We start from the raw sequence: 25,483 nt of genomic DNA, 5'->3' as shown, positions 1-25,483 counted from the left end.
CAATGGGACGCGATAACGTGGACGGTCCCGCGAACACGGGGTCCTGCGAACAGGGGGCTCTGCGAACAGAGGGCTGTGCGAACAGAGGGCTCTGCGAAGAGAAGGCTCTGCGAAGAGAAGGCTCCGAAGACAAGGCTTCGAAGACAAGGCTCTGCGAAGAGAAGAGAGAGGAGTCCGGCCGTGCCCGCGTTCTCGCTCGAACCGGAACAGACGGCCTGGTGCGCCGAGTTGCGCGCCCTGGCCGCTGACCGGCTGCGCCCGCTCGCCGACCGGGGCGAGCCCGGTCATGTCAACCGGCCCCTCGTCGCCGCGCTCGGCGACCTCGGGCTGACCGCCCGGCTCTTCACCTCCGGCGCGCTCGACCTCTGTCTGATGCGGGAGTCCCTCGCCCAGGAGTGCACCGAGGCCGAGACCGCCCTCGCCCTCCAGGGCCTCGGCGCCCACCCCGTGCACGCCCACGGCACCCCCGCCCAGCGCGAGCGCTGGCTCCCCGGTGTGGCGCGGGGCCGTTCGGTCGCCGCGTTCGCGCTCAGCGAGCCCGGCGCCGGTTCCGACGCGGCGGCGCTGCGGCTGGCCGCGGAGCCCGACGGCGCCGGGGGCTGGACCCTCACCGGTGAGAAGTGCTGGATCTCCAACGCCCCCGAGGCCGACCTCTACACCGTGTTCGCCCGCACCACGCCCGGCGCCGGGGCCCGCGGGATCACCGCGTTCCTGGTCCCCGCCGACCGGCCCGGCCTCACCGGCACCTCCCTCGACATGCTCTCCCCGCACCCGATCGGCGCCCTGCGCTTCGACGCCGTACCGGTGACCCGGGCGGACGTCCTCGGTCCGGTCGACGGCGGTTTCCGGGTCGCCATGGACACCCTGAACCTGTTCCGGCCCAGCGTCGGCGCCTTCGCCGTCGGCATGGCCCAGGCCGCGCTGGACGCCACGCTCGCCCACACCGCCGCCCGGGACGCCTTCGGCGGCAAGCTCGCCGACCTCCAGTCCGTCGCCCACCAGGTCGCCGAGATGGCGCTGCGCACCGAGGCGGCCCGGCTGATGGTCCACGCGGCGGCCTGCGCGTACGACGCGGGCGCCCCGGACGTGCCCCGGCGGGCGGCGATGGCGAAGCTGCTGGCCACCGAGACCGCGCAGTTCGTGATCGACACGGCGGTGCAACTGCACGGGGCGAGCGCCCTGCGGCGCGGTCATCTGCTGGAGCACCTGTACCGCGAGGTGCGGGCGCCGAGGATCTACGAGGGGGCCAGCGAGGTGCAGCGCGGGATCATCGCCAAGGAGCTGTACCGGGAGGTCCGGGAGGCCCGTGAGATCCGTGAGATCCGGGAGGTCCGGGAGGCCGGCGAGGTCGCGAACGCGCGGCAGAGGACGGAGGGCGGGGCATGAGCGCCGAACGCATCAACCCCCCGGGGCTGGCACCGGCGACCGGCTTCTCGCACGCGGTCGTCGCGACCGGCACCCGTGTGGTGTTCCTGGCCGGGCAGACCGCGCTGGACGCCGACGGCAGGATCACCGGCGGTCCGTCGCTGACCGCGCAGTTCGAGCGGGCGCTGGCCAATCTGCTGGCCGCGCTGGCGGCGGCGGGCGGCACCCCGGCCGATCTCGCGCGGGTCACCGTCTACGCCACGGACATCGCCGCGTACCGCGCGCACGCGGCCGAACTGGGCCGCATCTGGCGGCGGTCGGCGGGCCGGGACTATCCGGCGATGGCTGTGGTGCAGGTCGTACGGCTGTGGGACGAGACGGCGCTGGTGGAGCTGGACGGTTTCGCGGTGCTGCCCTAGGGGGTGGCCGTGGCTCACGCGGCGAGGGCGGTGCGGTGCGGGGCGACGATCCGTCCGTCGGGGCGGAGTTCGCCGGAGTCGTCGAAGACGAGGGTGCCGTCGCACAGCAGGCTCCAGCCCTGTTCGGGGTGGGCGCTCACCAGGTGCGCGGTGGGGGTCTGGGCGGTGGTCGGGGCGGTGCATGAGGGCTGGTGCGCGCACATGGCGGGTCTCCTGGTGAGGTGAGGTCGCTTCCGGTGAGGTCGCTTCCGGTGTGATCGTCGGCGATGGGGTGCGGCGTCCTGTGGGACGACCATGCGCCCGGCGCGGACGCATCGGAACGGGTGTGCGGCGAACGTGACAACACACGGACAACTCGCTGACGGTTCCCGGACGGTGGATGCCGGTCCGCGACGGCCCCGTACGGGGCCCGGCCCCCGTTGGAGTGACGTTCATGGGCGTCGGACGGCCGTACCGCCCTCGGGCCGGGACCCGCGCGGTACCCCGGAACCTGACCCCGAGGAGGCCCCATGCCCACCCGTCCCGTTCTCGCCGCCGCGGCCGTGCTCGCGTCCGCCCTGTCCGCCGTGTCCACCGCCACCGCGGGCCCGTTCGAGTCGGTGACCGTCCGCCCGGTCGGCCGGATCGCCGCCGACGGCACGGTGACCCTGTCCGGCACGTACCGCTGTCTCGGCGCCACCGGCCCGGTCTTCATCAGCTCCTCCCTGGCCCAGAGTTCCCCGCGCGTCCGGTACGGCATCGGCGGCAGCCGCGCGCTCTGCGACGGCGCCGCGCACCGCTGGACCAACTCCGGGCGGCCGTCCCCGGACGCCCTCGCGGCGGGCCCGGCGAGCGTCGAGGCGACCGTCACCGAACTGCGGACGCAGGGCGGGCTGCCGTTGCCCCGCTTCCACGCGGTGACCGAGCAGGCGATCACGCTGGCCCGGGGGTGAACGTCCTCCCGTCGGGACGCACACGGCCGGCGGAGGCGTACGCCCCCGCCGACCGCACCAGCACCGGAACCGGCCGCCCACTGTCGGCGCGGGCGGCCGGTCACCGGGTCACTGCCGGTTGATGGTGAATGTCGACGTGGTGTTCCTGATGTCGACCGCGTTGTTGCTGAGGGCCAGCCCCACGAAGGTGGCCGAGCCGACCGCCGGGCCCTGGCCGGGCTCGGGCAGTTCATTGGCCCAGACGCCGAAGCCGGACTTGGCGTCGTAGGCGTCGCCGCTCTTCTGGGCGCCGCTGATCGAGACGTCCGTCAGGACCGTGTCCTGGACGGAGTTCTGCGGCTGTCCGCCGACGTAATTCGTCTGGAACATGATCCCGCTGTAGGTGGGATCGACGATGTCCACATCGGTGACCCGGATGCCGGTGAACGTCTTCGACGCCGAGAACATCCAGATGGCGCCGAAGGTCTGGCTGCCCCAGAAGTGCCCGCCCGCCCGGACCAGTGAGGCGTTCTCCACCTTGGTCTGGCCGGGTCCGAAGCCGTTCATCGGATACCCGAAGTCGAGCGAGCTGATGGTGATGGCGGAGTAGACGAGGGTGTCCGCGATGTACAGGTTGCGGAACACGTTGTTCTCGCCGCCGTAGACCGCGATCCCGGCCGCCCGCCAGGTCAGCGTCGACGTGAGGTTCTCGTAGACGTTGCCCGTGTTGTTGCCGCCGCCGTTGTCGGTGGCCGCGAACAGGGCGAAGCTGTCGTCGCCGGTGGAGCGGGCCTCGTTGTTCTGGATCAGGTTGTTCTGCGACCCGTTCGTCATGTTGATGGCGTCGGCGAACGTGTCCCGGATACGGCTGTTCTTGATGGTGACGTTGTCGCTGTTGGCGGCCCAGTAGAGGCACATCTGGTGCTCGACCCACAGGTTGTCGATAGTCAGGTTGGCGACGTTGGACAGATCGCCGAAGACCTTGCCGGGGCCGTCGTTGCGGGAGTCGTAGTTGCCGAAGTAGGAGAACCCGGAGAACGTCGAGCCGTTGGCGGAGGACTCGATACGGAACCCGACGTCCGTGTTGCTCTGGCCGGTCGGGGCGGTGAACCGGCTGTACCAGGGACCGGCGCCGACGACCCGTACCGCCTTGCCGTACACATTGAACTTGCTGGTCGTCTGGTAGTTGGCGGGCGGGAGATAGACGCCGAGGAGGGTGCCGGTGGTGTCCATCCGGACCCGGTCCAGGGCGGCCTGCACATCCTGCTGGGTCAGTCCGCCCGGGGTGGTGTAGCGGGCCGGGTCCGGGTTGGCGATCTGCGCGACCTGCTCGGTGTTGATGAAGTCGATCGCGTACTGCGAGGTGTTCGCCGTGTCCTTCTGGAGCCGGATCCTCGCGCCCGCCGGGACGGTCGAGTCCAGCATGACGTTGGCCTCGTCGTAGATGTGCCGGGCCGGGCCCGCGCCCGGCGAGTTGCTGGGGCTCGCCTCGGCGCCGTACAGCCAGGAGTACTTCGAGGTCAGGTTGATCGCCTTGTGGAAGGTGCCGTTGACATACACGTTGAGGGTGGCGTCGATGCCGCCGCCGCCCGCCGAGTCGGGGATGGAGAACCGGGTGACCAGCGTGTTCGTGGGCTCCTTGGTGGTCCACTCGACGTAGTTGCCGGTGCCGTTGAGGGTGACGGCCCGGCGTCCGGACGCCTCGCCCGCGCGGTCGCCGACGGTCCGGTTCGGCCCGATGAGCTGGGCGCCGCCGCCGAGGACGCCGTCCTCCGCCTCGTACATCGAGAACGGCAGGTTGGCGCCGCGGCCCACGAACAGCGGTTTGCTGCTGGTGTTGTTGGCGCGCTTGACTGGCAGCTCGTTGGCGTCGTCCGCGATCACCGTGCGCACGGTGTACTTGCCGCCGGTCGCGGTCCAGGAGCCGAGTGCGATCGGGCTGGTGGTGGCCCCGGCGGCGATGGCTCCGGTGTAGCTGCCGGTGAGGGTGCGGACCGTGGCACCGGCCTCGTTGAGCACCGTCACCGTGACGTTGTGCGCGCCGGCCGCGGAGGCGATGGTGCCCTGGTTCTTCAGGCCGACACTGAAGGTGACCGTGGCGCCCGCCGCCGGGTTGTCCGGTGACCAACCGCTCGGCGCGGCCACCAGGTCGGCGCTGTCCACCGGCCGGACGACCAGCGGATTCGGGGCGGTGAAGGAGTTGTTGGTGTCGTTCTGCTCGACGACCGTGTTGGCCTCGTCGACCTTCGCGGTCAGCTGGTACGAGCCCGCGTCCCGGGTGCCGATGGAGGTGGTCACATCACTGGACGCGCCCGCCGCGAGCGCGCCGACGTTGGCGGTGGCCACCCTGGTGGTGCCCAGGTAGAAATTGACGTTGCTGGCCGGGGAGGCGGCGCTGCCGGTGTTGGCGACGCGCGCGGTCAGGCTGACGGTGTCCGTCTCCACCGGGGACGCCGGGGACGCGGTCAGGCCGGACACGGTCAGGTCCGGGTTGGGCGCCGGGTCGCCGATGACCTGGAGCTCACCGATCTGCCCGCCGGGCGCCCCGGTGTTGCTGTTGATCCGCACCTGGACATCGGCGGTCCGCGCGGTCACCGGGATGGTGAGCGTGTTCCCGGTGCTGGGGGAGAAGTTGTAGTTGGCCGCCGACACCAGGTTGGTGTACGCGGTCTGGTTCTGCTCCCGGCCGAGGATCTGGATGTTCTGGGTGCGCGCGCCCCAGATCGGGTCGGGGTTGAGCTTGATGACGACCTGGCTGATGTCCGCGTTGGCGCCGAGCTGCACGGTCAGCACACTGGGCCAGACACCGCTGGCGCCCTCCCAGTAGGTGCCCACGTTGTTGTCGACGGCGTTGGTCCCGACGAATGTGTGCACATGCCCGGACTCCACCACCGGCTTGCCGACCGCCAGGTTGGTGGCGAGAATCCCGGCGTCCCCGGTGGTGGCGGCCCTGGCGCTGGGCGGCGAGGTGTTCCCGGCCGCGTCCCTGGCCCGCACCTGATAGCCCACGGTGGCCCCGGCGGGCTGGTCGTCGGTGTACGAGGTGACGTTCCCGGCGACGCTCCCGCGCAGCTTGTTGTCGGCGTAGACGTCGTACCCGGTGACCTTCTCGTCGTCCGCCGACCTCGCCCACGCCAGCCGTACATCGCCTGACCCGGCGGCCTTCGCGGTCAGTCCGGTCGGCGGGGTCGGCGCCTGGGTGTCGCCCCGGCCCGCCTTCCGGGTCACGGTGTTACTCGCCGCCGACTGGTTCCCGGCCGCGTCCCGGGCCGTGACCTTGTAGCTCAGGGTCCGGTCCGCGGGCTGGTCGTCGGTGTACGAGGTGACATCCCCGGCGACGGTCGTCCGCAGCACCCCGCCCAGATAGACGTCGTACCCGGTGACCCCGGTGTCGTCCTTCGCCGCCTGCCAGGACAGGGCGACCTTCCCGGTGCCGGGCTCGGTCAGCTCCAGGGCGCGCGGCGCGGAGGGCGCCTCGGCGTCGCCGGTGCCCGGCCCGTACACCTCGAACGCGCCGAGCCGCCCGGCGGACTTCCCGGCGGCGCCGGTGAGGGCGAGCCGTACGTACCGGGTGGTCGTGGTGTCGAAGCTGATGGTGGCCTGGTTGCCCTTCTCCGGGTCGAACCGGTAGTCGGCCTGGGCGACCAGATCGGTGTGGTGTCTGCCGTCGGTGCTGCCCTGCACCTTCAGTGACTGGGTCCGCGCGTCGAACCCGGCGGGCACCTTCAGCACCACCCGGTTCACCGGCAGCGCCGCGCCCAGATCGCTCTCGATCCAGGGCGAGGAGTCGCCCGCGCGGCTCTGCCAGTAGCTGGCCCGGTCGGCGTCCGCGGCGGCACCGGCCGCGTGCCCGGCCGCCGCGCTGCTGGCGGTCAGCCGGGTGCCGCGCGCCAGATCGGCGCTGCTGCCGGTCGCCCGGCGCGCCTCCAGCTCGGCCAGCTGACCGGCGCCCGCCACGCTGTTGGCGGTGATCTCCACCCGCAGATAACGGGTGTCCAGCGCCGGGAAGTCCACGGTCACGGTGTTGTCGTCGCCGGGCCGGAACGTGTACTTCGCCGAGGGCACCAGCGTGCGGAACGCCTCGCCGTCCGCGCTGCCCTGCACGGCGAGCGTCTGCGTCCGGGTCTTGAATCCCTCGGGCAGTCTCAGCACCGCCCGGTCGATCTTGGTGCTGGTGCCCAGGTCGATCTGCGCCCAGGCGGGGAACTCCCCCCGGTCGCTCTGCCAGTACGTGCCGCTGTCGCCGTCGTCCAGCGCGGCGGCGGTGTGCCCGGCCGCGCTGCTGGCGGCTGCGGCGCCGGTCGCTGCGCTCGCGGGGGCCGTGGGGGCTGCCAGCGCGGGGAGGGTGGGTCCGCCGACGGCCACGAGACCGCCCGCCAGGGCGATGGCGAGCCACCGTCCTCTGAATCGCCGGCCGCGGGCCGGACTGCCGCCGGGTTGGGTGCCGCTGGCTTGGGTGCTGCTCATGGTGCTCCTCGTCCGCAGGGGTGGGGTGGCTCTCGCGTCTGCCGTGTCTGTCAGTAAGTTGCGAGAGAGTGATCCTGAGAAGCGTTGCTCTGCAAGCAATTTGCATAGGACTGCTGAAGCGTTGCAGAAGGTGGGGACTTCGTCCATGCGCATGACAAAGATCGGTGCGTGAGGGGTGTGTGTGAGACGGAGGCCGGGGGAGCCGGGAAGGGGAACGTGAACGGGAACGGCCCTCGCGCTCGGGGGAGTCGCGAGGGCCGCTCGGTGTGGTGCGATGGGGGAACCGGTCGGGTCAGTCCCGCAGTCCGTAGAAGCGGATCGGTGAATTCGGCCGGAATCCGATCCGCAGATAGACGGGGGCGCCCGCCTCGGTCGCGTGCAGGGTGGCGCGGGTGAGCCCGGTGGCGCGGGCCCCCTCGTACAGCGCCTTGCGGGTGACCGCCTCGCCGTACCCCCGCCGCTGCCACTCGGGCGCGGTGGCCACCAGGGCGACGAAGAGCCGTCCGTCCGCCTCGATGGTCCCCGCGCACGCCACCGGTGTGTCGCCGCGCATCGCCAGATAGGCGTGCACCCCGTCCTTCCACAGCGCCGACCCGTGCAGCCCGTCCCGTCCGTCGTCCAGCGGGAAGCCGTAGGCACGGGAGTTGAGATCGGCGTACGCGCGCAACTGGTCGTCGTCGGTGACGCGGACGAAGGTCAGGTCGGGGTGGCGGGGTTCGGGCAGCGGCAGGATGTTCCCGGCCATGCCGGTGGCGGGGAACAAGTACTGGAGCCCGGCGCGTTCGGCGGCGGCGGGCAGTGCGGCACGGGCGTCCTCGTCGAGGAGCCCTTCGAACAGCCAGAGGAACCCGGGGCGTTCCTTGGTCCGCATGACGGCGGCGGCCTCCGCCAGCCGCCCTGCGAGGACGTCCTCGGTGAGGTCGGCGGTGGTGAGGGTGACGCAGTTCCAGAAGGCGAACCGGCTGTCGGCCCAGCGCACGGCGATCCCGGGCAGGTCGCGGACGTCGGCGTCCGGGGTACGGTCCAGCACCATGGAGCGCCAGGCGGCGGCGAGTTGCTCCGCCGATTCGATGGATTCCGTGGATTCCGTGGATTCCGCGCGTTCGGTCACCGGGTTCCCCTGGGGTCGGGAGTGGACGCCGCCGGGCGCGTGGGGCGCGCGGCGGCGCATGACGCCCTCTGGGTTAGCACAGAGGCGGGGCGCGTACAAAAGTGCGGTGCGGTGATTCGTACACCTCTGCGACCATGCCCGGATGGAGCACGTTCTTGAAGCGCTGGTCGTCCGGCACACCCATCGCGTCCCGGCCCCGAGGGGGTCCGCGGGGGACAGCGCGGCTGCCGCGCGCCAGTTCGACGCGGCACTGGCGTCGGCGGGGTTCAAGCTGTCGGCGGAGCTGCTGGCCCGGCTGTCGGACCTGTCCGGCGCCGCGGTCCTGCACACCGCCCGGCGGACGCTGCGCACGGTGGCGGAGATGTCCGGCGACCACGTCCGGCACAACACCTACTTCATCGACTTCCCGGCGAACGTGCCGGACACGGAGGAGTTCTGGGCGCGCTGCGTGGCGGAGGCGCTGAGCGACCCCGAGGCCCGGGAAGGCGTGCTGTCCCAACTGGCGTCCGGCTTCCTGAACTTGCTCTCCCTCCCCTCCTACGGCCGCTACCAGCACACCTACGAGGAACTCCTCGCGGCACAGGACGAGCTGATCGCCGCCGCCGGTGACCGTGTGACGGTCCTCCACCTGGGGCGGGACCTGGACACCGAACTGACCGCCCTCTACCTCTCCCTCGCGGGCAGTACGACCCCGCTGGGCGAGGAGCACCTGAGCGACCTCGGTGTGCTCGCCGGACGGTGTGCGCGCGGACCCCAGCCGGAGGCGATCCCGATCCGGGAGAACCGGGCGGTGGTGAACGCGGCCCGGCTCGCGGTGGGCGCTGACCTGCTGGTGGACACGGTGACGGATGTGCTGCGGCTGGCGTGCGCGCTGTCCGGCGGGGATGTGACGCTGCTGGAACCGACCAGGTTCCGGACGCTGCCGCGCCCGGTCCGCCGCGCCCTGCTCGCGGCCCTGGACGCCCTGATCGCGGCGACCCCCGCGAAGCTGAGCGATGTCACCGCGCACCGGGAGCCCTTCAAGCGGCTCGGTGAGCGGCTGCATCCGCACGAGTACCCGCGCTGGCCGCACGCGGCCCAGGTGTTCGCGGTGGCCCGGGGCGAGCGGCGCGCCCGGACCCTGGACAGCCGCGTCGAGGAACGCCTCGCCGACCTCGACGTGCCGGGCGCGGTACGGATGCTGTCGTCGTCCCCCGGCCGGCTGTTCCGCGCCCTGGACCACCTGCTGCGGATCGCCGTGGACGACGCGGAGCGGGACCTGGTCGTGGACACGGCCGTACGGGTCGCCCCTCAGGTGTCCGGGCGGGTCGTGCTGTCGGTCCGGGAGCACTTCCACAACCGGGAGCGGGAGACCGGCGAGCCCCGGATCTTCATCAACCGCCGGGGCCGCGGCTGGGCCACGCCCGACGCCCGCCCGCCGGTCCCGGCCGACGCCCGCGACCGGCTGACCAAGGCCCTCGACGCCGAGATCCGCCGCAGGCTCCCGACCCCGGAGCGCGTCCTCGTCGACCCCGCCGTCCTGGATGTGGCACTGCCGCTCAGCGGCCGGGCGACGACGGCCGGACTCGGCGTCCTGCCGCGCGGCTCGCGCTCACCGGTCGACGGCGACCGGCTCCGCTTCTTCACCTACTGGAAGCAGACCGCGCACCGCACTGACTACGACCTGTCCGCGCTGCTCCTGAACACCGACTACAGCACCGACGCCTGGCTGTCCTACACCTCCCTGAAGACCGTCGGCGGCACCCACTCCGGCGACATCACGACCGCGCCCGACGGAGCCTCGGAGTTCATCGACCTCTCCCTGGAACGGATACCGGCCGCGTTCATCGTCCCGCAGGTCAACATCTACGCGGGCGAGGACTTCGAGACCGTCGAGGAGTCCTTCTTCGGCTTCATGCTGCGCGACGCGGAACAGAAGGGCCGTCCGTTCGAGCCGCGCACGGTACGGATGAAGTCGGACCTGCGCGGCACGGGCCGGGTGGCGCTCCCCCTGGTGTTCCGCCGGGAGGACGACGGCCGCTGGCGCGCGAAGTGGCTGCACCTGTATCTGCGGGGGATCTCGGCGGCGAACCGGGTCGAGGAGAACCAGGTGTCGGTGGCGAAGCTGGTACGGGCGGTGGTGGAGCGGGACTATCTGACGGTCCGCCACCTCGTGTCCCTCCTGTCCACCCCCACGACGACGCTGGACCACTGGCACCCCGGCACCCCGCCCCCGCCGGAGCCCGTCCTGTACATCGGCCTGGAACGCCCCGAGGGTCTCCACCCGGACTCCCAGGTCGTGACCGTCGAAAACCTGCGCGACTTGATCCCGGGGTGAGTGCTAGCGTTCACCACCGGCGAGGCCATGAAGGGGCTTCCTTCTCAACTTTCCTGCTGAACAAGCTCCTTCGCTTTCCTCGCCGTCGACGGATTCCCGGGCGGACGCCCCTGCCGGTGTGGCGGGGGCGTCCGCCCGGGGTCGTCGGGTGGGGTTGTGGTGGGTGGTGCCCTTTACGTGCCGGTCCGCCAGGGGTCGTCCGTGTCTGAATCCGGGTCAGGGCCCAGTTCCAGGTCGTACAGGGACCGTTCCTCGATGCCCAGGGCGCGCATCAGCTGACTCGTGGGGACGCGGTATTGGCCGCCTACGCGGAGGATGACACAGGGGAACTCGTTCCGGTGGATCAGCTGATAGGCGGTCGACGCGGAGATGCCGAGGGCACGAGCCGCTGTGCGTAGATCGAGGACGACAGGCAGGTCGAACAGTTCCGTGAAGGTCAGCTGACCACGAGCGGGGGGCATCACGGCCTCCTCATGCTGCGGCGGCGGCCCGGAGCGCTGCGCATGCGACGCTTGGCTCGCCGCTTGCGGGAATCGCGACCCCGATCCGGCCGGCCCTTGGCCCCCGCTTCGCCGTCTGCGAGCGTGTCGGCCCGCAGGTGCTCCGGGCGTACCCGGAAGCGCAGAGAGGCGTGCAGTCCGTCGGGCCCGGCTGGACGGACGATCCGCACTTCCAGAACCTGATGTCCCGTGGCGGACGGCACGTCGTCAGCCGCCTCCAGGTGCGGTGACTCGTCGTGTGCGAGGTCCTTGAGCCGGTTGGGAGCGGTCTCCCGCAGATCGGCACGGGCGAACTGCCAGGCCCTGGTGTGCGCGGCCTTGAGCAGTGGCTCGATACCGGACTCGGCTGGGATGGCCACGCCCGCCCTGGCTCCGGAACTGTTCGGCGAGTACTCCGCGAGACCTTCCAGCAAGGCCAGTACCAGCTCGGACTCCACGTCGGCCCGGTCGGTGCGCAGGCGCCCGCAGATCAGCTGGACCGCCTCGGTGAGCTTCGGCGCGGCCAGCCAGATGAGCAGGAGCTTTCCGGTCCCGTCCGGGGTGTGATCGGTCCGGGCCGTACGGAGTGCCGCCTCCCAGATCGCGGCCGAGAGACAGGGGTCCGGTTCGGGTGCGTACAGGGCCTGGTACGCGTCGGCCGCAGTCATGCGGATCAGCTCCGGGAGGTCTGATCCGCTACTGAGGGTCAACGTCGTCTCCTTGGCCTGGGCGGCGTCGAAGTGTTCCTTTACCGCGGTGAGTACGCTCGTGGATGTTGAATTACTCACGAAATGTCCTCTCGCTCGGAATGAGGGAATCCTTGAGCGGGTGGTGGCAGGGTGCCGTGCGGCCATGGGCCGGGGATCTGAGAATGGGGCAAGACGGGAAGCAGCCCCAGGCGTCACGATTTTTGGCAGATGCGCGTGGCTTCGTAGACGCTCACGCAGGACTGCTGACATTGGTCCTGAGCGGATATTAAGTGCCGGGAGACACAGCCACTGGGTTCCGGGAGCGGCGCTGTCCCGGGCCGCCCGGGGAGGGCGCCCGCCCGGAGACGGGCGCCCTCCTGCGTCGACGACTCAGGTCTGGTCGTTCGACGCGGTGTTCGGGGTGTCGGTCGCCTCGGTCGTCGCGGCACCCGGGATGGCGCCGTCGGCCGGGTCCGTCTTCGGCCGACGCCGGCTCGGGGGGAATCCGGGTGATTTCCGCAGGCGGATCACCCGCCGGTTGCGCTGTCGGTTACTCATCTGCTGAAGGTCCTCTCTGCTGGGGTTGCGCCGTGCTCCCGCCCGTTCGGCGAGCGGCTGATGCCATCGTGCCCGGGGGGTCGAGACCTCCGCAGACCGATAACTGAGCGATAACTGAGAGCCGGGGGCGTGTAGGAGCGCACGGGTATGAAGCGGGCTGCGTCCGCGCACAGTTCAAGGAACGTTGCGTGGGGTGCCCGAGGCGAACCCACGGTTGCCGTGTGGGGCAAGGGAGGACTGATGGACGGACGGGTGCTGGGCCCGGTCAGTGTCATGGGGGAGGGCGGAAAACGAGCTCTGGGGACCTCGAAGACGGGCGGGCTGTTCGCCTTGCTGGCCACCTCGGAAGGGTTGCGGTGCGAGAGGGCGGAGATAGCCCAGGTCCTGTGGGACGGACAGAGCGGGGTGGGCCAACGGGTGGACCAGGTCGTCAAGGAACTCCGGAAGCTGGTGGGCGGCCGTGAAGTGCTGCCCCACGCCGGCAAGTCGGGCTGTCTCATCCTCCGGGTGCCGGCTGACAGCGTCGACTATCTGCGCTTTCTCCAAAACTGGCGCGAGGCCGACGCATTGCCCTGTCCGGAGAGATTCCAGCGGATTCGCTCCGCCCTGAGGGAGTGGGACGCCGATGACGAGCCTCTGCGTGGACTGTCCGGGGAGGGATTCGAGACACGCAGGGACCGGATGAAGGCGAAGCGCGCCGAGGCCGTCTGCGATCTGCTGGAGGCGGCCTCGCAGTCACGGAACGTGCGATGGCTCCGCGAGGAGTCGGCGAACTGGTACGCCCGACTACCGGCCCATATGCGAGTCTTCCAGTACTACCTGATGGCCCATGGGAATGTGACGGCCGACGGGAAACGGGTGTCCGATGAGGAGCGTGAGCGGCTCATCGGGCAGTGGGTGGCGAAGACCGGCTCGGCGCCGGACGCCGAACTTCAGGACGTCATCGACCAATTGCGCGGAGGCGGCCCTTCCCGGTCGGGCTTGGCTGTGCTCCCGCCGATCCCCGACCAGTTGACCGCCGATGCGCCTGTCCCCGTCGGTCAGGATGATCTGATCCGCGACCTCGTCGACTACATGGCCGAGAGGCAACGTGCCGGTAGAACGGCGGTCATTCTGCTGAGCGGCATGGCGGGGGTGGGGAAGAGCGCGGTTGCCCGTCACCTCGCCAGGCTGGTGAGGGACCGCTTCCCGGATGGAGTTCTCCGTGCGCATCTCAATGGATTCGCCGACAACGAGATGGGCCCGGCCGAACCGGAGCATATTCTGGACAGATTTCTGGCCAGGCTCCCTCCCTACTCCACCGCGAAGGACCTCGCCGAAAAGAGTGCGGATCTTTGCACGGCCGTGTCCCATCGATCACTCCTGATGATTCTCGACGACGCGTTCAGCGCCCGACAGGTGATCCCCTTGCTGCCGGGGAGCGGTACCAGTGCCGTGATCATCACCAGTCGCCTTGAGTTGGGCGGCCTGTGTGCCCAAACAGAGGTGTACTCGCGCAGGGTGGAACTGTTGTCGGACGCCGCCGCCATGGAAGTACTCCACCAGGATGTGGTCGAGAAGGACCGGGAGAAGTACGACTACGAGTTCCGTGAACTGGTGCGCCTGTGCGGAAATCTGCCGCTGGCGCTCACCGTTGTGGAGCGGGACCTCAGAATTCGTGCCCGGAGCACCATGCCGCGCCTGGTGAGGGAAATGAAGAAGGAATGGGAGCTCCTGGAAGAATTGCACCGGCCAGAACACGAGATGTCGGTACAGGTGGCGCTCCGTTGCTCGACGCGAACGCTCAGCGAGGGGGCTCGACTTCTGCTGTGGCAGCTGGGGGTTCATCCCGGTCCCAGCATCACCTGGGACGCGGTGATGGACATGGGCGCGGTGAGCGAAGGCATGCGGCCGGAGCGAGTCCTCGGCGAACTCGTCGCCGCGAACCTGGTCATGTTCCAGGACGACCGCTATGCCCTGCACGACCTGGTGCGGGCCTTCGCCCGCCACCATCTGAAGCCGAAAGCCCTCCTGGAGAACGCGTCCCTCAGGGCGGAGACCATTCGGCTGGTGCTGGAACATCAGTTGCAGAATGTCCGGGCCTGCGACCGGATGCTCGACCGCCAGCGCGCGCTGGAGCCCATCGGTGAGCCGGACGGGGTCACGGTGGCCGAGCCGGAGAACCTGAAGCAGGCGATGGACTATCTGGACACCGAGTACCCCACGATCCGCCGGGTCATCGACCTGGCGTACCACGAGCGCATCCAGCACTACATCTGGCTGCTGCCGATGGCCTTGGTGACTTATCAATGGCGACGGCGACTCCTTGACGAAGCGGTGACCGACCTCGACCGCGCTCGGGAGATCACGGAGGAGGCCGAAGCCCCGGCGGCAGAACGCGCCATGGTCTACCGGATGCTCGCGGGCACGCAGTGGCGGCTGGACAAGTACCAACTCGCGGTCGCCCAGCTGAAGCGGGCCGTGCTTCTGAGCGAGTCGGACGACAGCCGGAGCGGTCGGCTGAGTCTCACCCGCTCGCTGTACACACTCGCCATCAGTCAGCGCAAGCTCGGTGACGAGACCGAGGCGGAGGCGAACCTTCGTCAGGCCCTCGACCTGTACCAGGACATGCGTGACCCGGTGGGAGAGGCGGCGGTGCTGAACGGGATCGGGGCTCTCCACCTCGACCGGGGCGAGCTGGGAGAGGCCCTTCTCCGGTGCTCCGACGCCCTTGCCCTGGTGGAAGGGACCACGGACCACAACGGTCATGCCGATGTGCAGTTCACCCTGGCGAAGGTGTACGTCGCCCGGGGCGAGCGGGAGCGCGGCATCGAGCTCTACCAGAAGGCGTGCGACACCTACCAGGAGCAGGAGTCCTGGCCAGGAGAGGAAAAGGCACGGAATCAGTTCGCGGACGTCCTGGTGGCCGCCGGAGACCGTCCGCAGGCGATTCTCGAACTGGAGAGGGTCTTGGTGCTCCGCGAGCAGATGGGCGGTATGGATGTCCAGGAGATCCGGGAGCGGCTGGAAGGGCTGAGGTGAGGCGGCCCCACCGGGTACACGGCGTCATAACCGCGGTGGACGCGACCGGTAGTACTCCGTCGGGTCCGGGGAGAGCGGCTTCAGGGGGCGGTCCGAGCGCGTCTTGGGCAGATGCGGGCGGATCGCCTCGAACACCTCTCGGACATTCGCCGGACGGTCCTCGGCCTCCCAGGCCACCATGCGCAGCGCAAGGTCGCGGAACTCCGAAGGAATCGTGGCGATTCGTTCGGCAGGCAGGACAGGGTGGCCCTGCTCGACGCGCTCTTCCGGCCCACCGTAGGGCAGTTGCATCACGGTCATCTCCAGCAACATGGCCCCCAACGCGAAGATGTCCGCCCGTGAAGTGAGGCCGTCCTGGTTCGCTTCAAGTTGCTCCGGCGCGGCATACCCCGTGGTGCCGAACCCGTCGGATGTCTCCTTGTTGGCCCGGACGGCTTGACCCATGTCGATGAGACGCAGTCGGCCGTCCGGTTCCACGATGACGTTCTCCGGCTTCAGGTCGCAGTGCACGAGATCCCTGGCGTGCACATCATGAAGGATTTCGCAGAGCTGCCCGATGATCGAGGCGACGACGCTCAGGTCTTTGACCGGCCGCTTCTCCACCACGTTCCTGAGCTGCCGCCCCTTGACGAACTCCATGACAAGACACCTGTTGCCCCTATAGGTGCCTGTCGCGAGAAGCCTTGGAATTGCTTCAATCCCCCTCAACGTCATCATGTGCCGGCTCTCCACTTCGACCAGCCTTCTTCCGTCGCTGATGTGCAACGACTTCGGGCCGATGCGCCAGGACTTCTGTGTCTTGATCGCCACTTTCGCCCTCGACCGACGGTCGTGGGCGACGTAGATGTCCCCGAAACCCCCGTCGTTGTCCAACACGCCCACGACTTCGTAGGAATCCTCGATGTTCCCGATGTCCGCGACGGCGTCCATGGCCACCTCCAGTTCCCGACTCCAGGAGTCGGATCGCCGTGCTCAGAGAGAAACTCAGAGAGAAGGAGCGAGGAATGTCTCAACCCTGGCTTCCCCCCGACGGGGTACGCCGCACATCCCCGACCATCACCGTATCCGCGGGCATGTTCAAGAAGGGCGACTTCCGCTGTCCGGCCGCCGATGCCCTCAAGGCACGCGGCTACGTTCCCCAGGAACGAGCGCCGCGCCGCCGGGAGAAGCTGGAGCACTTCACACTGGGCCCCTTCATGGCCGCCTGCGACGCCCGCAACCGGCTTCCCTCGGCCGCGACCCCGCCCATAGGCTCCCGCGGCACACCCCCGCACGACGGGCTCCGCACCTGGACGGACCACGGGATGGCCCTGTACGACACGGCCTTCCCCACCGATCCGCGGCGCCCGCTGCGTGAGGTGAGCGAACGGTGGACCTACCGCTATCGCCCGGCCGCCGGAGACCCACGGGCCCCGCGGGAGTACGCGTTCACGGTGTGGGGCCGCTGCCTGGCCTCGCCCGATGGACGGCTGCGCGAACTCCGGCTGCCCGTCCACCGGATCAACCCGAGCCGCCCGCCGGACGGTTTCGTCGCGGCCACCGCGCTGGTCCTGGCCGAGGGCAGCCCCGGACCGCTGCCGGAACAGGTACGGATCGTGGAGTTCGCGCTGCTGGACGGTGAGACACGCGAACTCTTCACCGGTACCCGCACCGAGGCGCTCGCCGCCTACCGCGCGGATGGCCCCGGTGCGCTCACCGACGTACTGAACGGCCAGGAGTACCGTCCCGGGCAGGGCTGCGCCGAATGTCCCTACCTGCGGGTCTGTCCGGCGCTGCGTACCGCGCCCGGTCTGCTGGGAGTCGCGACACCGGGTCGGCCACGGCGTACCTGGTCCGTCACCAACGGGCGCAACTACCGGGTCTGCCCGGCCCGCGACCACCTGCGCCGGCTGCGACTGCCCACCGCGGATTCCGTGGAGCGCGAGGTGACCGCCGAGCGGGGCCGGGCAGTGCACGCCTTCCTGGCCGACCGCCACGGCCATTCCGCCGCCCGGCCGTGCACGACCGACGTGCCCGAGGACTGGGTGCCGGACGGATACGACCTGCCCGCCCATGAGCGGCTCCTCGGTCTGCGTCTCCTGCGCAGACATGCCGCGGTCTGCCCGCTGCGGTGCGTCAGGAACGGCACGGACGTACGGACCGAACCCCGGGTGGTCCGGCTCGACACCGCCGCCGATGTCGTGGTGATCGCCCAACCCGACCTGCTGTACCGGGACATGGACTCCTGGGTGTGGCGGGAGACCAAGACCTCGGCGACCGACCGGCGGTCCGGCCGACCGCTGCTCGACCAGTACCCGCAGCTCGCCCTTGCGGTGCTGCTCACCGGGCGCGGGGATCTCGGCGGGACGGCGACCCGCGCACGGGTCGAACTGGAGGTGCTGCGCCCCGGCGGCGCGGACCTGGAGATCATCGACCCCCTCGCCCCCGCCCACCGGAAGGCGGCGGAGGACGTCGTCCGCCAGATGGTGGAGGGATGGCACCAGGACGACGACTACGCCCCCAGCCCCGGTCCCGCCTGCCGACGCTGCGAGGTGGCCCGCTGGTGCCCGGCGTCGGCCGCGTCCGAGGAGGCCGTCTGATGGCCAGGACGACCCGGCCGCGGAAGGACCGGGCACGGCCCGCTGCGGCAGCGGGCGCGGGCACCGAGCTGTACCTCGAACTGGCCCGCACCGTCGCCGCGCTGGCCGAGCCCCGGAGCCTGCGCTCCTTCACCCTGCCCTACCCGGGCTTCGCCCAGCGCGCCCTGGACCACACGGTGATGCGCTGCCTCGGCATCGGAAGGACCCCGCCGAGGAGCCTTCCCGAACTGTGGGAGTGGTGCCGGAGCATGACCGCCGACGACCCGCTGTTCGACGTCCCGTCCTCGCTCGTCACCAGGGGCGCGACTCTGGTGACCCCGGTCGGCCTGATGCCCACCCGCACCTGTCTCGAACTCGCCTCGCACGGCCCGGCCGGACAGGTGGAGACGGAGGCTCGCGGGCTGCTGGCGGAACTGGAGGGGCGCTGCGGATCGACCGAGAGGTACCGGCTGTGCCGGCGGTTCCTGGCCGACCATCCCGTGGTGCAGCAGGAGGACCGCCATACGCGGAACTGGAGCAGGGACGTATGGGCCAAGGTCAAGGAGCTGTACCAGCCGCTGCCCGAGTCGCTCCGCGTAGACGGGGTCTTTCTCCCCTGCCCGGTCTGCCGCCTCCCGGCACTGCCCCGCGGACGCACCCTGCCCACACCGACCCGGCCCGCCGCCGACCAGGAGATCTGGTGCGAGGGAGAGGAATGCCTGCGCCCTGAGCGGTTCGAGCCGATCCGTGATCCCGATCTCGCCCTGATCCTCCCGCGGTCCCTGCGCGCCTACCTCGTGCTGCCGCACCCGGTGGAGACAGCGGCCCGGAACGCACTCGACAGTGCCGGAATCCGACACGAGGCACGGCCGGGACACCTGAGCGCCCACCACGTCCGGGACACCGGACACGGCCCCCTGGAGATGCACGTCTACGACCGCCTGCAACCCGGTCTCCTCGCCGCGCACCTCGCGCAGTCCCCACCCCACACCCACCGCGCGTTCATCGTGGTGCCCGAGCGGCTGGCCGCACGGGACGGCTACCGCGCGAGCTTCACCGCCGCGCTGCCCGAACCCCTGCGCCCACGGCTGATCCTGACCACGCCGTCCGACCTGGTGCGCCACCTCACCACACGGGCCACCGAGAGCGACCACACCATGCACACCGGGACGGCCCACCGGAGGAGCACCCCGGCGTCGGCGCGAACGGAGGCCGAAGACGATGCGTAGCATCGCGCCCCCTCTTCAGCACGTCTTCACCGAGCTGAGGGCGTTCCTCGGACCATCGGTCCACCAGCGCACCCTTGAGGCGTTCTGCCAGGTCGAGCTGGGCCTTTACCTCCAGCGGAAACTGATGCCCGGCGCTCCCGCGGGCGGCGCCTGGGTGCTGTTCAGCGGATACGGCTTCGCCCAGGCGTACGGCGTGCCGCTCCCACCGGACGTCGACCGGACGCTCCGGGTCGCCCGCTACTCACTGTGGACCCTGCGCCGGGGCCGCGCCTGGTGTGAGGCTCTCGACCGCTATCAGGACTTCGACGCGAGCGTACGCGCCTACGACGTCACCGACACCGAGGCTCCGGCGGAGCACCGGGAGCTGTCCGTCGCGGGCGACCGCCTCCAGGTCTATGAGCGGCTGCTCACGGTGGCCCCGCCGCTGGAGGGCGAGCGGCAGCCGGTCGCGGGACCGGGGCCGCACGCCTTCCCGGTCAGCCGCTCGCTGGCGGTGGTCGATCTGCCGGTCGTGTCCCGTGGCCCCGTCGTCGCCCACGACCTGGACCTGACCCCGCCCGGGGACGGCGCGCCGCTGGTCTTCACCCGGCGGGACCTGGAGCGCACCGCGGCGGAGATGGACGCCCTGCACGCCGGTGAACCCGAGGACCGCGCTCCGCACTGGGTGAAGCGGCTCGGGGACTTCGAGCTGTCCGTGAACGAGGACGGCACGTTCCGCAAGCGGCGCGACTTCCAGTTCACCGTGCATGAGATCCAGCACCTGCTCGGCATCGTCGGCGCGGGCAAGAGCACCCTGCGCGACATCATCGCCGTCCACCTCGCCCGGCGCGGACAGCGCACCACGGTGGTGGTCTCCGACGTCGCCGAGGTACTGAAGCTGGTCGAGCTGTACAACCGCTACACCGACGGGACGGCCGCGCCCGTGCTGGGCTCCTCCGGCCGCGAGCGGCACGCCCAGCGCCTGCACCGCCGCCTCGCGGGCCGTGACGAGCACCGGCTGCTCGCCCATGACGACCCCGCCTTCGCCTACCTCGGGACCTCCTGCGTCCTCAACGCCCTACGCCAGGACACCCCACCGTCCGCCGAGCCGCTGGCCTTCGGCGAGGCGCCCTGCACCCGCCTCAAGCCACCCACGAAACCGAGGCCCGGCACGTCGAAGGCCCCGAAGTCGCCCTGGCAGAAGAGCCCGACCAGTTGCCCGTACTGGTCCGACTGCCCCCGGCACCATGGAGCCCGCGCCCTGGTCGGGGCGCACATCTGGGTCGCGACACCGGCCGGTCTCATCGACGCGGCGCCGCCTAGGCCCCAGAACGGCGAGAAGATCCGGTACCTCGAACTCGCCTGCCGGCGCAGCGACCTCGTCATCATCGACGAGGCCGACCGGGTACAGATGCAGCTCGACCAGATCTTCGCGCCCGCCACCGTGCTCGCCAGCGACGAGGACAAGGGCCTCATCGACGACCTGACCCAGCACAAGATCCGGGAACTCGCGGCGAGCGGGCGGACCCAGCTCTCCGAGCGGGACGTGGAGACCTTCGCCGCCGCGCTCAACACCGCGGCCCTCGCCACGGACCGGCTCTACGCGATGCTCGTCGGCGACGCCGACCTGCGCGACTGGGTCCGCACGGGGTACTTCAGCGCCTGGACGCTCCAGCTCGGCCTGCTCGACGAGCGGTACCCGCTGCCGAAGGACGCCGACCCGGACCACGAGAACCAGGCGCCACGGGCTCGGCTCGGCAAGCTCCTCGACGCGTTCCGCGACAACCCCTTCGGCGACCGGGCCCGACGCACCGGAGAGGACTTCGGCGACCTCACCGTGCTGCTCAACGAACTCCTGCACACCGGCAACCCGGAGAACACCCGCCGCCACCTGGCCAGGGTCGTGGACGAGGTCCTCCACCTCGACGAGCCGTACATGGCCGCCCGTGGCAAGGAGTACGAGGCGGCGCTCGCCGAGTGGGAGCGCCAGAAGCGGGAGATCCGCGGGAAGGGCTCGCGCGCGGGGCGCGGGCGCAAGCGGGTCAAACGGCCGGTGCCCCCCGAGGCGTGGCGGAAGGAGGCGGCGACCCACTTCGAGTTCACCCTGCTGCTGAGCGCCCTCGAACCCCGGCTCGCCATGATCAACGCGATGTGGCCCCGGGTCGAGGCGGCGCTGAGCCTCGGCTACAACGACATGTACCGCCGTCCGCCCGACTACGGCCCCATGGTGCCCGAGGCGCCGATGGGCAACGTACTGGGCTTCCAGTTCCGGGTCTCCGGGGAGGACGAGGGCGGGGTCCGCAGCGGGGAACTGACCTTCTTCCGGTGCAGCGGTGTCGGCCGCGAGCTGCTGCGCGCCATGCCGCACCTCGCCACCGTCGACGGCCGTGCGGGCGCCCATGTGCTGCTGATGTCCGCGAGCAGCTGGGCCGGCGCCTCCGGCCGCTACCACGTCAGTGTCCCGGTCGGGGTGATCATCGAACCGCCGTCGAAGGTGACCGAGCGGATCGCGGAACACAGCGAGATGCGCTTCGAGTTCATCGACGACGGCGACGAGAAGCTGCGCATGTCGGGCACCGACCCCCAGGACCGCCCCGAGAAGTTGCGCCGCATCGCGCGCCACCTGGGCGCGGGGGAGGACGAGGAGCTGACCGGCGGTCCGCTGGAACGCGAGCTGTTGAGCCTGCCGAGGGGACGGGACCACATCCTGCTGCTGGTCGGCAGCTACGCGGAGGCGCGCGTGGTCGCCGACACCCTGCACAACCTCAACCAGCGCTGGCGCGACAGGGTGCTGTGCCTGGTCTCGGACGACGAGGAGATCGCCCCCGAGGACGAGACGCCCTCCGCCCACCGTGCCCGGACACTGCGCCGCGGCGACGTCGAGCGGTTGGCCGGGGCCAAGGCGGACGTCCTGGTGGCGCCGCTGCTGTCGGTGGAACGCGGCCACAACATCCTCAACGCGCAGGACGAGGCCGCGATCGGCACCGTCTACTTCCTGGTCCGCCCCAACCCCCACCCCGACGACCTGTCCCTGGCCGTCAGCGCGGTCAACGACTGGATCGTCCGGGCCACGGCCCCCGGCGGGGACTTCACGTCCTGGGTACGCGGCGCCCCCACCGTCGAGGCGGGCGCCGACGAGGTCCGTCGCCGGGCCCGGACCCGCTGGCACGAGGTGCTCAACCGCTCGATGGCGTGGAGTCGGCTGGGCGACGAGCGCGAGCGGGTGACCTGGGACCAGATGGTGCTGATGTGGCAGGTCATCGGACGGCTGGTGCGTGGTGGGGTGCCCGCCCGGGTGGTCTTCGTGGACGTCGCCTTCGCCCCGGTCCACGGGGCGGACCCGGACCGCTCCGACACACCCGACTCCAGCCTGCTGCACAGCGTCCTCGACGTGCTGGCCCCCTACTTCGAGGGCGGGACGAAGACCCCGGAGGAGCGGTTCATCGCCCGAGCCCTCTACGAGCCGCTGCGCACCATGCTCACCCGTCTGCTGCTGAAGCCGCCGTCCCCGGCACCCGACCACGAGCCGTTCCCCGCCCCGTAGGAGGCGATCCATGTCCATGTATCACTCGCTGCGTTCCACCGCCTACGAACCCGACCCCGACCACGGACCCTGGCAGGAGGAACTGCGCGTCCTGCGGCTCGGCGAGGAACTGCACGCCGAGCTGATCCGACTGCACCACGAGACCGGCGGCGGCTCGCGCCACCCCGACCGGCTGCCCGTGCGTCAGCTCAACTCGTTGTTCCAGGGCATGGCGCCGGGTGTCGTCGCCACCGGCCGCCGGGCGGGCACCGACGGCCGTCTGCCCTGGCTCTACGCGCGGGAGACCGTGCCGCCCGAGGTGCTCGCCCCGCTGATCGGCACCTGGGCGGGAAGCCGGTTCACCGAGGACGACGACACCGACGGTCCCGACCTGGAGGAGCAGCTGCGGACCGAACCGGAGTCCGCCGCGGTACGACTCCCGCGGTGGGAGACCGAGCCGGTCGACCTCACCGAGACGGTGATCTCCACGGGCGGTACGGCCGAACCCGCGAACCGCCTCTACAACCTGCTGCCGGAGGCGATCGCCTTCCGCCTGGCGGCCCGCCCGTTCCGCACCCGTGGCGCCACCCTGCGTTTCCGCGTCGAGCGTTCGGGGGAGGGCACCAACCTGGTCTCCTGGCCGCCCCAGCGCTACGAGCACCGCAAGAAGACCTGGTACTACTCGGCATGTCTGAAGATCACCGTGCACACCGTGCCGTTCGCCCCGCGATTCCGTGTGCACATCTCCACCGGGGTCCGCCGCTGGGCCACCCACCTCGACGTACGCCCCCACCAGCTGAACGGAGCGACGGTTCTCCTGGACGCGCCCCTGCCCTGGCCGGAGGGACCGGACCGGGGGCACCGGCTGACGGCCAACACGCTCGGCTACGACCGGCGCCGCAAGGAACTCGCCTGGCGCCGCCACAGCCCGGCACTGCTGCTCCCGGACCTGGACATCGTGCGCCGCTACCCCGAACCGGCCGAACTCTTCGCCGAGCCGGAACGCTGGATCGACGGATGCGGGGAGGTCGCCGCGGGGATCGTCCACCACGCGGCGGTCGGCCCGCACGAGGTCGGCAGCGGTCTGATGCCCAAGGAACGGGCGGAACTGGACACCTGGGTCGAGGACGGTCTGCGCCCGGTGCTGCGCCGGGTCGCCGACCTCACCAGGGCGACCCGCCACAACACCCCCGCACTGATCCCCCGCTCAGGCCGCAAGGCGACATCCGAGGCCCGTGCGGCACAGCTGACCGTGCTGCGGCGCACCGCGCTGACCCGCGCGCTGGACGGACGTCCCCTGGAGGTGGAGATCCTCTGGCAGTCCCCGCAGACACGGGCCGCGCTCCTCGCGGAACTCCCCCGGCTCATCGGCTGTCCGCCCGGGGAGCGGGTCGGGGCGGACCCGGACGACACCTGGCGGTGGCGGACCGACGGCATCGAGATCCGCGCCCGGCTGCGGCCCGCCGGACTCCTGGCCCATGCCTTGCCCGCCGCCCGGGACGTCCGGCGCCCGAGGGCCGTCCGCTTCGCCGAGGCCGTCGAGGCGCGGCACGCGCTGGTCGCCGAGCGGATGGCGCCGCCGCGCGGGCGGGTCGGCATCGTCATCGCGGAGATCGCCGACAAGGACCGCTTCACCGCCCCCGACACCGATCCCAAACACGCCCTGCGGATCGCCTGGGCGAGGCAGGGGTGGCTCAGCCAGTTCGTCAATCTGTCCGACGACACCGAGGGAGCCCTGGAGCACCGGGCCCGGTGGACCTGGCTGGACGCCTTCCGGCAACTCGGTGCCGTCCACCCGCCCGCTCACCGGGTGGGCGCCGCGATTCCCGGCGAACTCCAGTACGCGGCGCTCTGGCTCGTCCGCCACACCCGTAAGGGACCCACCCGGTGCCCGGTCCGCCGCCTCGTCGCCGTACGGGTCCGGCCCACGGACGGCTCCATCGAGGGATGGGACGCCGAACGGGCCGCCTGGGTGCCGTATCCGCGGTTGCTGCTGCTCCTGTCGCGGACGCCGGTACCGGCCGGGGACGAGACCGGGAGCGGTGCGCCGGGCGACGACCGGGAAGGTGCGGCGCAGCGTGCGCGACGGGAGACCGAGAGCCAGATCCGTGCGCTGCTCTTCCAGCTCCGCGACCGTCCGACCCTGCTGCTGGTGAACACCGGGAACCTCCGTCAGTGCTGGCCGCGGCTGTTCAACGGCGCGCTGGTCCCCGACACGCTCGGCTTCGGCGACGAGCCCGGCCAGCGGCACACGGCGTACGGCACCGACCTGCGGGTGGTGGGAGTACGGGACGCCAACGGCCGCGAGGAGGTCGCGGAGTGGTACGCCTACGACGCCCGGGGAAGGGTCGGTTTCACCGAGGGGCTGTGGGGGTCGGCTCAGCCGGACGACCGGGTCTTCGCCAGTACCGCAGCCAAGCCCCACACGGCGGCCAAGCTGCGGACGGGGCTGATGAAGCTGATCCCGACGGCGGAGGACCGCAAGGCGCCCGGCCGGACCGCCTGGAACCCCGCACAGCTCGAGATCACCGTGCTCGGCTGTCTGTCGGAGAAGGCTCTCGCGGACTCGGGGCGGGAGGAGACCCCCGACCAGCCGGTCGACTGGGCCACCCTGACCCATCAACTGCGCTATCTCGACGACTATCCCGCACTGGCCCGCCCGCTCCCGCTGCACCTTGCACGGCTGGCCGGCGAGTATGTGCTCCCCGTCGCCGCGACGGACAGGGCACGAGGAACGGAACAGCCGGCCCCGCCGGACGCGACGGACACCCGGCACCCGGAGCCGCCCGCCACGGGCGACTAGGGGGCACGCTCCTCGGAAGGCACCCCGTGGACGACCCGCCGACGGAGGCCCGTT

At 71.0% G+C, this 25,483-nt stretch carries 16 protein-coding genes; 9 read left to right on the top strand and 7 right to left on the bottom strand.

The features are described from left to right. The first annotated feature begins 180 nt into the window (after positions 1-180). Positions 181-1,386, top strand: coding sequence for an acyl-CoA dehydrogenase family protein (locus tag AB0D49_RS01290; protein WP_362748755.1), 1,206 nt, complete (start codon positions 181-183; stop codon positions 1,384-1,386). Beyond that, complete coding sequence (locus AB0D49_RS01285; RefSeq protein ID WP_362748752.1) at positions 1,383-1,784, top strand: RidA family protein; 402 nt, start codon at positions 1,383-1,385, stop codon at positions 1,782-1,784. The genes AB0D49_RS01290 and AB0D49_RS01285 overlap by 4 nt, the downstream gene beginning before the upstream one ends. Before the next feature lie 14 nt (positions 1,785-1,798). On the opposite strand, the gene AB0D49_RS01280 is transcribed toward AB0D49_RS01285, so the two are convergent. Continuing rightward, positions 1,799-1,987 (bottom strand): DUF5999 family protein, encoded by a 189-nt coding sequence (locus AB0D49_RS01280; RefSeq protein ID WP_362748749.1) that lies wholly within the window; start codon positions 1,985-1,987, stop codon positions 1,799-1,801. Between the two features lie 306 nt (positions 1,988-2,293). Between AB0D49_RS01280 and AB0D49_RS01275 the strand changes: the two genes are divergently transcribed. Then, complete coding sequence (locus AB0D49_RS01275; protein WP_362748746.1) at positions 2,294-2,716, top strand: DUF6299 family protein; 423 nt, start codon at positions 2,294-2,296, stop codon at positions 2,714-2,716. A 108-nt stretch (positions 2,717-2,824) separates the two neighbouring features. On the opposite strand, the gene AB0D49_RS01270 is transcribed toward AB0D49_RS01275, so the two are convergent. Both AB0D49_RS01270 and AB0D49_RS01265 read right to left on the bottom strand, forming a co-directional pair. Beyond that, the gene (locus tag AB0D49_RS01270; RefSeq protein ID WP_362748745.1) at positions 2,825-7,162 is read right to left on the bottom strand and encodes a discoidin domain-containing protein; all 4,338 of its coding nucleotides are present in this window, start codon (positions 7,160-7,162) and stop codon (positions 2,825-2,827) included. A 292-nt stretch (positions 7,163-7,454) separates the two neighbouring features. Next, positions 7,455-8,195 carry a GNAT family N-acetyltransferase gene (locus AB0D49_RS01265; RefSeq protein ID WP_362749305.1) on the bottom strand — a complete coding sequence of 247 codons (741 nt, stop codon included), beginning with the start codon at positions 8,193-8,195 and terminating at the stop codon, positions 7,455-7,457. Positions 8,196-8,415: 220 nt separating this feature from the next. Between AB0D49_RS01265 and AB0D49_RS01260 the strand changes: the two genes are divergently transcribed. Then, the gene (locus AB0D49_RS01260) at positions 8,416-10,590 is read left to right on the top strand and encodes a TerD family protein (protein WP_362748742.1); all 2,175 of its coding nucleotides are present in this window, start codon (positions 8,416-8,418) and stop codon (positions 10,588-10,590) included. Positions 10,591-10,763: 173 nt separating this feature from the next. On the opposite strand, the gene AB0D49_RS01255 is transcribed toward AB0D49_RS01260, so the two are convergent. The 3 genes from AB0D49_RS01255 to AB0D49_RS01245 form a co-directional block, all read right to left on the bottom strand. Further along, positions 10,764-11,051 carry a helix-turn-helix domain-containing protein gene (locus tag AB0D49_RS01255; protein ID WP_362748739.1) on the bottom strand — a complete coding sequence of 96 codons (288 nt, stop codon included), beginning with the start codon at positions 11,049-11,051 and terminating at the stop codon, positions 10,764-10,766. Beyond that, a complete protein-coding gene (locus tag AB0D49_RS01250) occupies positions 11,051-11,779 on the bottom strand; it encodes a hypothetical protein (protein ID WP_362748736.1) in 729 nt (242 codons plus the stop codon). The genes AB0D49_RS01255 and AB0D49_RS01250 overlap by 1 nt, the downstream gene beginning before the upstream one ends. A gap of 369 nt (positions 11,780-12,148) precedes the next feature. Next, positions 12,149-12,316 (bottom strand): hypothetical protein, encoded by a 168-nt coding sequence (locus tag AB0D49_RS01245; RefSeq protein WP_362748733.1) that lies wholly within the window; start codon positions 12,314-12,316, stop codon positions 12,149-12,151. 240 nt (positions 12,317-12,556) lie between these two features. Here AB0D49_RS01245 and AB0D49_RS01240 point away from each other — a divergent pair, with 240 nt between their 5' ends. Next, positions 12,557-15,337, top strand: coding sequence for a tetratricopeptide repeat protein (locus tag AB0D49_RS01240; RefSeq protein ID WP_362748730.1), 2,781 nt, complete (start codon positions 12,557-12,559; stop codon positions 15,335-15,337). A 24-nt stretch (positions 15,338-15,361) separates the two neighbouring features. Here AB0D49_RS01240 and AB0D49_RS01235 read toward each other — a convergent pair whose 3' ends face one another. Further along, entirely contained in the window at positions 15,362-16,267 is a 906-nt protein-coding gene (locus AB0D49_RS01235; RefSeq protein ID WP_362748727.1) for a serine/threonine-protein kinase, read from the bottom strand. Between the two features lie 74 nt (positions 16,268-16,341). Between AB0D49_RS01235 and AB0D49_RS01230 the strand changes: the two genes are divergently transcribed. From AB0D49_RS01230 to AB0D49_RS01215, 4 genes are read left to right on the top strand one after another with little or no spacing between them, the layout of a single operon-like run. After that, complete coding sequence (locus AB0D49_RS01230; RefSeq protein ID WP_362748724.1) at positions 16,342-17,916, top strand: PD-(D/E)XK nuclease family protein; 1,575 nt, start codon at positions 16,342-16,344, stop codon at positions 17,914-17,916. Further along, complete coding sequence (locus AB0D49_RS01225) at positions 17,916-19,124, top strand: hypothetical protein (RefSeq protein WP_362748721.1); 1,209 nt, start codon at positions 17,916-17,918, stop codon at positions 19,122-19,124. The genes AB0D49_RS01230 and AB0D49_RS01225 overlap by 1 nt, the downstream gene beginning before the upstream one ends. Next, positions 19,117-22,647, top strand: coding sequence for a hypothetical protein (locus AB0D49_RS01220; RefSeq protein ID WP_362748718.1), 3,531 nt, complete (start codon positions 19,117-19,119; stop codon positions 22,645-22,647). Before AB0D49_RS01225 ends, AB0D49_RS01220 begins: the two co-directional genes overlap by 8 nt. Positions 22,648-22,657: 10 nt before the next feature. Further along, positions 22,658-25,429 carry a DUF3962 domain-containing protein gene (locus AB0D49_RS01215; protein WP_362748715.1) on the top strand — a complete coding sequence of 924 codons (2,772 nt, stop codon included), beginning with the start codon at positions 22,658-22,660 and terminating at the stop codon, positions 25,427-25,429. Positions 25,430-25,483 lie beyond the last annotated feature (54 nt).

Source organism: Streptomyces sp. NPDC048290 (genome assembly GCF_040652095.1).
Classification (GTDB): domain Bacteria; phylum Actinomycetota; class Actinomycetes; order Streptomycetales; family Streptomycetaceae; genus Streptomyces.
The sequence above is the reverse complement of the archived record's forward strand: the minus strand, read 5'-3'. Positions and strand labels throughout refer to the sequence as shown.

Coding starts and splice junctions, on each gene's coding strand:
- AB0D49_RS01270 (WP_362748745.1), bottom strand. CDS start 7,162: ATGAGCAGCACCCAAGCCAGCGGCACCCAACCCGGCGGCAGTCCGGCC.
- AB0D49_RS01235 (WP_362748727.1), bottom strand. CDS start 16,267: ATGGACGCCGTCGCGGACATCGGGAACATCGAGGATTCCTACGAAGTC.
- AB0D49_RS01220 (WP_362748718.1), top strand. CDS start 19,117: ATGCGTAGCATCGCGCCCCCTCTTCAGCACGTCTTCACCGAGCTGAGG.
- AB0D49_RS01215 (WP_362748715.1), top strand. CDS start 22,658: ATGTCCATGTATCACTCGCTGCGTTCCACCGCCTACGAACCCGACCCC.
- AB0D49_RS01240 (WP_362748730.1), top strand. CDS start 12,557: ATGGACGGACGGGTGCTGGGCCCGGTCAGTGTCATGGGGGAGGGCGGA.
- AB0D49_RS01280 (WP_362748749.1), bottom strand. CDS start 1,987: ATGTGCGCGCACCAGCCCTCATGCACCGCCCCGACCACCGCCCAGACC.
- AB0D49_RS01265 (WP_362749305.1), bottom strand. CDS start 8,195: ATGGTGCTGGACCGTACCCCGGACGCCGACGTCCGCGACCTGCCCGGG.
- AB0D49_RS01285 (WP_362748752.1), top strand. CDS start 1,383: ATGAGCGCCGAACGCATCAACCCCCCGGGGCTGGCACCGGCGACCGGC.
- AB0D49_RS01245 (WP_362748733.1), bottom strand. CDS start 12,316: ATGAGTAACCGACAGCGCAACCGGCGGGTGATCCGCCTGCGGAAATCA.
- AB0D49_RS01230 (WP_362748724.1), top strand. CDS start 16,342: ATGTCTCAACCCTGGCTTCCCCCCGACGGGGTACGCCGCACATCCCCG.
- AB0D49_RS01275 (WP_362748746.1), top strand. CDS start 2,294: ATGCCCACCCGTCCCGTTCTCGCCGCCGCGGCCGTGCTCGCGTCCGCC.
- AB0D49_RS01225 (WP_362748721.1), top strand. CDS start 17,916: ATGGCCAGGACGACCCGGCCGCGGAAGGACCGGGCACGGCCCGCTGCG.
- AB0D49_RS01255 (WP_362748739.1), bottom strand. CDS start 11,051: ATGCCCCCCGCTCGTGGTCAGCTGACCTTCACGGAACTGTTCGACCTG.
- AB0D49_RS01260 (WP_362748742.1), top strand. CDS start 8,416: ATGGAGCACGTTCTTGAAGCGCTGGTCGTCCGGCACACCCATCGCGTC.